The organism is Enterocloster citroniae, from assembly GCF_040545455.1.
In the GTDB taxonomy this organism is placed as follows: domain Bacteria; phylum Bacillota; class Clostridia; order Lachnospirales; family Lachnospiraceae; genus Enterocloster; species Enterocloster citroniae.
The window spans coordinates 20,641-28,204 of the sequence record NZ_JBEPLZ010000041.1; the positions used below are offsets into that span (position 1 = coordinate 20,641).

At 45.5% G+C, this 7,564-nt stretch carries 10 protein-coding genes; 7 read left to right on the plus strand and 3 right to left on the minus strand.

From position 1 onward, the window contains the following. Positions 1 to 19: 19 nt before the first annotated feature. The 3 genes from ABID13_RS27145 to ABID13_RS27155 all read right to left on the minus strand — a co-directional run bounded on the left by ABID13_RS27145 (position 20) and on the right by ABID13_RS27155 (position 2,277). Positions 20 to 1,366 carry a relaxase/mobilization nuclease domain-containing protein gene (locus ABID13_RS27145; RefSeq protein ID WP_002569184.1) on the minus strand — a complete coding sequence of 449 codons (1,347 nt, stop codon included), beginning with the start codon at positions 1,364 to 1,366 and terminating at the stop codon, positions 20 to 22. After that, positions 1,327 to 1,656, minus strand: a complete 330-nt coding sequence (locus ABID13_RS27150) for a plasmid mobilization protein (protein WP_002569185.1) — start codon at positions 1,654 to 1,656, stop codon at positions 1,327 to 1,329. Before ABID13_RS27150 ends, ABID13_RS27145 begins: the two co-directional genes overlap by 40 nt. A 267-nt stretch (positions 1,657 to 1,923) precedes the next feature. Further along, entirely contained in the window at positions 1,924 to 2,277 is a 354-nt protein-coding gene (locus tag ABID13_RS27155) for a helix-turn-helix transcriptional regulator (RefSeq protein ID WP_002569186.1), read from the minus strand. 384 nt (positions 2,278 to 2,661) lie between these two features. On the opposite strand from ABID13_RS27155, the gene ABID13_RS27160 reads away from it, so the two are divergent. The 7 genes from ABID13_RS27160 to ABID13_RS27190 all read left to right on the plus strand — a co-directional run bounded on the left by ABID13_RS27160 (position 2,662) and on the right by ABID13_RS27190 (position 7,495). Next, complete coding sequence (locus ABID13_RS27160) at positions 2,662 to 2,841, plus strand: cysteine-rich KTR domain-containing protein (RefSeq protein ID WP_002588768.1); 180 nt, start codon at positions 2,662 to 2,664, stop codon at positions 2,839 to 2,841. 23 nt (positions 2,842 to 2,864) lie between these two features. Further along, entirely contained in the window at positions 2,865 to 3,854 is a 990-nt protein-coding gene (gene rlmN, locus ABID13_RS27165; protein WP_002569187.1) for a 23S rRNA (adenine(2503)-C(2))-methyltransferase RlmN, read from the plus strand. Between the two features lie 250 nt (positions 3,855 to 4,104). Continuing rightward, entirely contained in the window at positions 4,105 to 4,290 is a 186-nt protein-coding gene (locus tag ABID13_RS27170; protein WP_009243795.1) for a hypothetical protein, read from the plus strand. 101 nt (positions 4,291 to 4,391) lie between these two features. Then, positions 4,392 to 4,832, plus strand: coding sequence for an RNA polymerase sigma factor (locus ABID13_RS27175; RefSeq protein WP_048929684.1), 441 nt, complete (start codon positions 4,392 to 4,394; stop codon positions 4,830 to 4,832). Next, positions 4,813 to 5,073, plus strand: a complete 261-nt coding sequence (locus ABID13_RS27180) for a helix-turn-helix domain-containing protein (RefSeq protein WP_002569189.1) — start codon at positions 4,813 to 4,815, stop codon at positions 5,071 to 5,073. Before ABID13_RS27175 ends, ABID13_RS27180 begins: the two co-directional genes overlap by 20 nt. A 417-nt stretch (positions 5,074 to 5,490) precedes the next feature. Beyond that, positions 5,491 to 5,718: a transposon-encoded TnpW family protein gene (locus tag ABID13_RS27185; RefSeq protein WP_004613661.1), complete on the plus strand. Its 228-nt coding sequence runs from the start codon at positions 5,491 to 5,493 to the stop codon at positions 5,716 to 5,718. A gap of 100 nt (positions 5,719 to 5,818) precedes the next feature. Next, entirely contained in the window at positions 5,819 to 7,495 is a 1,677-nt protein-coding gene (locus ABID13_RS27190; protein ID WP_002569190.1) for a recombinase family protein, read from the plus strand. Positions 7,496 to 7,564: the final 69 nt, after the last annotated feature.

The following is a 7,564-nucleotide window of genomic DNA, read 5'->3' on the forward strand; positions in this document are numbered from 1 at the left end:
GGCGGGGATTTTGCTATCCTTATCCGCGTTCTGTTTCCTTTTCCCGTTCCGGCTGTCTGTCTGCCTGTAAAATGCTGTCAATGTTCTGCTTGATAATATCATATTCCCGGACTTTCTTTTTCAATTTTCCATAGTCGGCGTAAAGGGCTTCTTTCTGCGCTTGGAGGGCTTCATACTCCGATTGCAGCGCGGCGAGGTTCGGGAGCTTCGCAATGCCCGCCGCTTTCAGTGACCTTACGGCGGCTTCATGGAGGATAATTGCCTGTTCCTGTCCGGCGCGGTACTTCTCCCTGTTCCTTGCCTTGCGGTATGCGTCATAGACAGGCTTTGTCTTTTGATAGGTGGAAACATTCTTGATAAGCACCGCCATTTCCGCAAGCCGCTTTTCGGCGTTCTTCAATGCGTCTGCCGCCTGTCCGCTTTCCGCTGCCATTTCCTCAATCCGGCTGACTAAATCCGCGTACTGCTCAATCTTATGTTCCGTCAAGAAATTCATTGTTTTAGCTGCCTGTTTCAGATTGTGGATTTTCGCCCACTGTTCATAGCCCTTACTCTGCGCTGCCTTGATACTGTTCTCAATGTCGATAAGCAGCGACACGCCGCGCTGCTCTCTGGGAGCTTTCGCCACCTTTGTCCGTCTGCCCGCTATCCGTTCCCTTACGGCTTCCTCTGTATAGTCTGCGCCGAGGGTTTTAAGGCGGGTGAAGCGTTCCTGTCCGGGGGCGCGGCATGATACATATTTCCCCGGCTTTATCTCATAGCCCGCCGCCTGTAACCGCGTTAGCAATTCCTCAAAACTGGAAACTTGGGGGATAAGCGCGTCAACAGTGGTTTTCAGCTTGCCTTTCCAACTTGTACCCGTCTTTTCTGCCTGGTACTCCGCATAGCTCTTTCCCTTGCTGCCCTTGCCGGGGACGACAACGGACAAGCCATTTTCCCGGCACAGCTTGTCGCTCATGTTCCGTATGCCGTAATAGCTCCTTTTGTTGGAATTGTATTTATGGTGGTCTACAAAGTTCACCGCGCAAAAAATGATATGGTTATGGACGTGTCCTTTGTCAATGTGCGTCGTGAGTACATACTCATGCTGCCCCTTTGTTACCGCGTCGGCAAGCTGCTTTCCGATTTCATGGGCTTTCTGATAATCGACTTCCCCCGGCTCAAAGGACTGTATCAGATGAAAGGCTAAATTGTTCCCCTTTTGGAGTGCTTGCGACAGGGTATATTCAAACTCAATATCTGCCGTTTCATAGGAGCAACCGAAAGAGGACACAAGCATTTTCCCGTCCGTCTTGTCCGGGTTTTCGATATAGTCAAGGGCTTTGCTTAGAGTGCTTTTAATAGGCTTAATCTTTGTAACCGCCATATCTCCGCAAGCACCCCCTTTATTTCCTCTATGTCCTCTTGGTATGCGTTCCCCGTCGCGTTTACGCGGCGTGCTATCTGGTTGACGTTGACACCGATTTTCTGTATCTCTGCGGTCATAGCCTTTATATCGGCGTGGTCTATCTGAATGATATACCCGTCAATGGCAATCTTCCGCAGATACGCCGCCATGTTCCGGGTGGGTACGAGCTTCATTTTTTCCAGTATTAAATCCCGTTCCGCTTCCGTCACTCTGAATTTGATTTGCACTGTCCTTTTGCGTCCGTCCATGTGTTCGCTCCTTTCCTTTCCGTTCCGAGGGTTTGGGACACTTCCCAACAAGCAATTTTCAACCGACGCGCCGCAGCGCGGGAGGGCGAAAATACGGAAGTGGTACCCGCTTCCTATGCTTGCTACGAATGTTTTTATCCTTTAGGCTCTTATCACCTACTACGGAGAAAAAGCGATTTTGCCAAACTTACGCAAAAGAAAAACGCTGCAACCTCAAAAAAGATTACAACGCTTTCCAAATCCTGTTCAGTTTTAAGTCGGACATTCCTATTCGCCCTCTTTTTCGACTTCGGAAATCTCCTTTGCCGTTGCGGTTACAATCCGTATGCCTGTATCGCTCATACCGTCAAGAAGCGCGTCAAGCTGCCGCCGCTGCGTGTTCTTCTCCGGCGGCGTTTCTAAAAGGAATTGGTCTACGGATATATGGTAACGCTGTATCAGCTCAAAGAATATCTGTAAACTTGGGTGCTGCCCCTTGTTCTCAATGTTCGCAAGGTAGCGCGGCGAGATAAACATTTCGTCGCCTACTTTCTTGCGGCTCTCCTTGCATCCCTCACGCGCTGCCTTTATCGCTGCCCCAAAAGCCTTAAAGTCGTATCGTGGTACTGGTCTTTTTGCCATAGTTATTCACCCTATTACATTTTACTGTTCCCCTTTCTTCTTGGATATGTCTACGTAGTTCTATCAGTTAGCCAAAATAATTCATATATATATATGTTGACAACAAGCTGCTTTTGTATATAATATTATATAAAAGGGGGGGAATGTTTATGTTACATAGCATGCGTATTCGATAAGCATTGAAATCAAAAAAGATTTTTCCCATTTTCAATATGGGCTTTTTTGTCATGCTTATTTTGCGTATGCTATACAACAAAACTAACGATGTATAGACATAGTATAAAAACTATGCCTTAATTTTGTTGTAGTATTATATGTATAAATGCAGGTCAATGCTCATGTTGAGAATTGACCTGCATTTTTTTGCGCAAAAGGAGAAATATTATGCTTGAAAAATATTGGATAAAATGTCCAATTTGTAACGGAAAGACGAGGGTTCAAGTATTTTATAATACGGTATTAAGAAATTTTCCTCTTTTCTGCCCTAAATGTAAATTAACGCATATCGTTGATGTTGAAAAACTAGAAATCATAATCAAAAACTCTGAAAAACAAACTTTTTAATTTTGAAAAGGAAGGATATTTAAATGAAACACTTACCTAAAAGTACACCTACGGAAATATTGAATGACCCATACGGATTTACTTACAAAGAAATGTCGGAAGTAATTGGAGAGGATAAAGCAAGAGCCTTATATACGGAATTGTATAAACAGCCATTTCACAAAGAAAATCTATCAATATCAACAAAAAAAGTCTATAAAAGTAGCGATACTGAAAAGTATGTTTATGAATTGAAAGATAACAGGTATATTGAAACGGTTTTTATTAAACGGCGAGATGGTGGGACTGTTTGCGTAAGTACGCAAGTTGGTTGTTCTGTTGGCTGTATTTTTTGTGAGTCCGGACGCAATGGTTTTGTTCGTAATCTAACACCGTCTGAAATTGTGCAGCAGGTTGTATTGATACGTCAAAAAGTAAATCGTATCGTTTTTATGGGAATGGGAGAACCTTTATTCAATTACGACAACTTGATTGCAGCAATCCATATTCTTCGAGATAGAAATGGACTTAACTTTCCAACCGACGGCATTACCGTATCAACAGTTGGTCCAGTTAATCAATTAAAAAAATTGCGCGAAGAACATCTAAAAATTCAGTTGACAATATCTTTACATGCAGCAACACAGGCTGCGAGAAACTGTATCATTCCTCATATGCACATGTACGCTATTGAAGATGTTGTTAAGCAAGCATTGTCCTATTCTCAAAGGCATAATCGAAAAGTGGTATTTGCGTATTTGCTTTTACCAGGTATAAATGACCGTTCCTCAGATATAAGGCAACTTGCAAAATGGTTTAAGGGCAAAAATGTTATGATTAACGTGCTGCAATACAACCCGACGAGTAATTCAAAAATTAGAGCACCACAAAAACAAGAAATGGTTGCGTTCAAACATCAATTAGAGCAAACAGGACTTGAAGTTACCATGAGAGTTTCTCATGGTAGAGAGATTAAAGCAGCTTGTGGACAGTTAGCTAATACATATAATAAAGCCAAAAAACAACAGAAATAATTTAATTAAAAGAGCCAGACGCACAGACGCAGAGCCGATAATATGCAGTTTGAAATACTGCTGTTATCGGCTCTTTTTTGATTTTAATTTGTGCCCCTAATAACCATATTGGAGCAAAATCAGAACTGTTGCTTGTCGTTCTTTGATTTCCGCAGCAGCTTTGAAAAATCAAAGCCGCCGTTTCTTTTTATCTTCTAATGAAATGACGCGGTATCACTGTTGAAATCGGCGGCTAAAGGAGGTAGCCGCCATGAAGCAAAAAGCATATCGACAAAATCCGACAGTTATTGACTTATCAAAAAAAGCCCGCCCACCACCGGGGGAAACTACGCTTATATATATGAACTGTCTAATCATCTGGATACTGCTTACAATGCCTATGCGCCCGTCCGGGCTTTTCGGACGGGCGCATTTTGTACGTTCAAAAAATTTTTGAAGAAATTTCAAAAAATCTTCGGCGTTTTTGAAAAACGCCGTATTGCCCCGCGAAAAGGGGGGAAGCACCACCAACTTTCCAACGAGAAAGGAGGTGAGAATGTGGAACCTAATAGCAGGGAGTTTTACAAACAGTGTGCTTTTCAGAAGTTTTGTAATACGGTATTGCACAATGAAGCTTGCGACACCCATAGAGAACTTCGCAGACACAATGCAAAGGAAGTGACCTTTTCCGACATGACCTTAGACGAAGCGCGGCAGCTTCATACGTTTGATGAATATTTCAAACGTGAAGCCGCCGAAACCGTCTTTGAGAAAGCCGGGAAGAAAATCACGCCAAAGCTGCTTCTTGAAGCAATCCGTACTTTGCCGGAAGAAAAGCGCAAAGCCATATTGCTGTATTACTTCGAGGGAATGAACGATACCGAGATTGCGGAGCTGTTCAACACGTCGAGAAGCACGATACAGTACAGGCGGACAAGCTCTTTTGAGAAATTAAGAAAATATCTGGAGGAAAATGCTGATGAATGGGACGAATGGTAACGAACCCGGCTACCCGGAAAATGCCCTTGTTCCTTATCCTGTCATTGTGGCAGCGACAAAGGGCGACCCGGACGCCATGAAGATTGTCTTGCAGCATTTCAGCGGCTACATAGCCCGCCTCTCCATGCGGAAGCTGTACGACGAGCGCGGGAACGTCTATTTTGGCGTAGACCACGACATTCGGGAACGGCTGCAAGCAAAACTGATGATGGCTGTCCTCACCTTTAAGGCAGAGGAATAAACCGCAGCGGCGGCGGGACGCTTTCTCTCTCCCCCTTTTCCGTTCCGCTGCTGACGCGGCAGCAAAGCCATTCTGAACCTTGACAAAGAAAGCGGCGCAAGATAACGGCGGCGCAGCATAGGGCAAATCGGATACGTTCCTTTTGCGCCGAGCCATACGGCGGGTGCGCCATGACGCTATCCGGGTGAGGTTATCCCCGCCCGGACAGCCGAGCGACCAACACCGCGCCGGAAAGCAAGTGTAGCGGCTTGCGGGCGACGACACGCAGAATATACAATGATACTTCCTTACAGCCACAGTCCGAGCGTTAAGAGCGTCGCAGGCAATGGGTAGGGCGGCATGAGAACCATGCCGGGGTGAAATTCCCATGAGGTTATGCTAATAACCGTCCGATTAAAGCCTTTGTTTTATTGAATAGTGGACTTGCTGCTATTCATAGACTATATTATATGTTTGCGAAAGAAAGGGGGATTTTCTTTGACGCAAAACCAAACGCCCGTTACCACAACGGAGCATAAAATAGGAAAAGTTACTTACCTTGTATGTTCGTCCGCAAGTGAACGCGCAACGGACACACTGGATAAAAAGATAAAAAAACTCATTCGCAAAGACATGGAACTGAACCCCGCAAACGCCCGGAAATAGGGCGTTTCTTCACATTTTATACATGACACAGGCAGCGGTATGTGGTATAATATAGACAGTACAAATACCATGCTTGTCTGTCGTCGGAAAGGAGGACAAAATGTTACAGACAGACAAGATTACCGCTTTATATTGCAGATTGAGCCAGGAAGATATGCAAGCCGGGGAAAGCGAGAGCATACAGAACCAAAAACTGATTTTACAAAAGTATGCTGACGAACACCACTTTTTCAACACGCGCTTTTTCGTAGACGACGGATTTTCCGGCGTGAGCTTTGAGCGTGAGGGGCTTCAAGCCATGCTGCATGAGGTTGAAGCCGGGAACGTGGCGACCGTCATAACAAAAGACCTTTCCCGTCTGGGACGTAATTATCTGAAAACCGGGGAGCTGATAGAGATTGTCTTTCCCGAATATGAAGTGCGCTACATTGCCATTAACGACGGTGTAGACACAGCAAGGGAAGATAACGAGTTTACCCCTCTGCGGAACTGGTTCAACGAGTTTTACGCCCGCGACACCTCAAAGAAAATCCGGGCTGTCAAACAGGCAAAGGCGCAGAAAGGCGAGCGCGTCAACGGCGAAGCTCCTTACGGCTACCTTATCGACCCGGATAACCGCAATCATCTGATACCCGACCCGGAAACGGCGCACGTCGTAAAACAGATTTTTGCAATGTATGTACGGGGCGACCGTATGTGTGAAATCCAGAACTGGCTGCGGGACAATGAAATACTGACCGTCGGGGAACTGCGCTACCGCAGGACAGGGAGCAAACGCCACCCCCGCCCACAGCTCAACGCATGGTACAACTGGCCGGATAAGACGCTGTACGACATTCTGACAAGGAAAGAATATTTAGGGCATACCATAACCGGGAAAACCTACAAGGTATCTTATAAGTCGAAAAAGACGAAAAAGAACCCGGAGGAAAAAAGGTATTTCTTCCCCAACACTCACGAACCTTTGATTGATGAAGAAACCTTTGAACTTGCACAGAAGCGGATTGCCACCCGGCAACGCCCGACAAAGGTTGATGAAATTGACCTGTTTTCCGGGCTGCTCTTTTGCGGGGACTGCGGCTACAAAATGTATGCAGTACGCGGAGCCGGGACGCTTGAACGGAAACACGCCTACACTTGCGGCAACTACCGCAACCGGGCAAGAAATGATATGCTCTGCACTACGCATTATATCCGCAAAAGCGTATTGAAAGAACTTGTCCTTGCAGACTTGCAGCGAGTAACGTCTTATGTGAAAGAGCATGAACAGGAGTTTATCGAAACAGCCAACGAGTGCAGCGCAAAGGCAGTACAAAAGACGCTGACACAGCAGCGGAAAGAGCTTGACAAGGCGCAGAACCGTATTAACGAGCTGAACATCTTATTCCGCAAGCTCTACGAGGACAACGCTTTAGGGAAACTTTCAGATGAACAATTTGCTTTTCTGACTTCCGGCTATGATGAAGAAAAAAAGACGCTGACCCGGAGGATTGCGGAGCTGTCACAGGAAATCGACAACGCCACCGAGCGCAGCGCGGACGTAAAAAGGTTTGTCGCACTGGTACGCAGATACACAGCGATTGAAGAACTGACCTACGAAAACGTCCATGAATTTATTGACCGTATTCTTATTCACGAACTGGATAAGGAAACGAACACCCGCAAAATCGAAATCTTTTATAGCTTTGTCGGCAGAGTTGATACAGGTGACAAGCCTACCGAAAGTATCTCCTATTTCAGACAGATAGGAGCCGACGTAAAGAGTTATGCTATCTAACATACATCAAAAAGAGGTAAGATAACACCCTCTGCAAAAAAGGTATCGTTATCTTACCTCAACAAAGTT

What these genes read in the sequence shown, in the direction of transcription:
- ABID13_RS27145 (WP_002569184.1), bottom strand. Translation starts at nt 1,366, where the DNA reads ATGGCGGTTACAAAGATTAAGCCTATTAAAAGCACTCTAAGCAAAGCC.
- ABID13_RS27150 (WP_002569185.1), bottom strand. Translation starts at nt 1,656, where the DNA reads ATGGACGGACGCAAAAGGACAGTGCAAATCAAATTCAGAGTGACGGAA.
- ABID13_RS27155 (WP_002569186.1), bottom strand. Translation starts at nt 2,277, where the DNA reads ATGGCAAAAAGACCAGTACCACGATACGACTTTAAGGCTTTTGGGGCA.
- ABID13_RS27160 (WP_002588768.1), top strand. Translation starts at nt 2,662, where the DNA reads ATGCTTGAAAAATATTGGATAAAATGTCCAATTTGTAACGGAAAGACG.
- rlmN (WP_002569187.1), top strand. Translation starts at nt 2,865, where the DNA reads ATGAAACACTTACCTAAAAGTACACCTACGGAAATATTGAATGACCCA.
- ABID13_RS27170 (WP_009243795.1), top strand. Translation starts at nt 4,105, where the DNA reads ATGAAGCAAAAAGCATATCGACAAAATCCGACAGTTATTGACTTATCA.
- ABID13_RS27180 (WP_002569189.1), top strand. Translation starts at nt 4,813, where the DNA reads ATGAATGGGACGAATGGTAACGAACCCGGCTACCCGGAAAATGCCCTT.
- ABID13_RS27190 (WP_002569190.1), top strand. Translation starts at nt 5,819, where the DNA reads ATGTTACAGACAGACAAGATTACCGCTTTATATTGCAGATTGAGCCAG.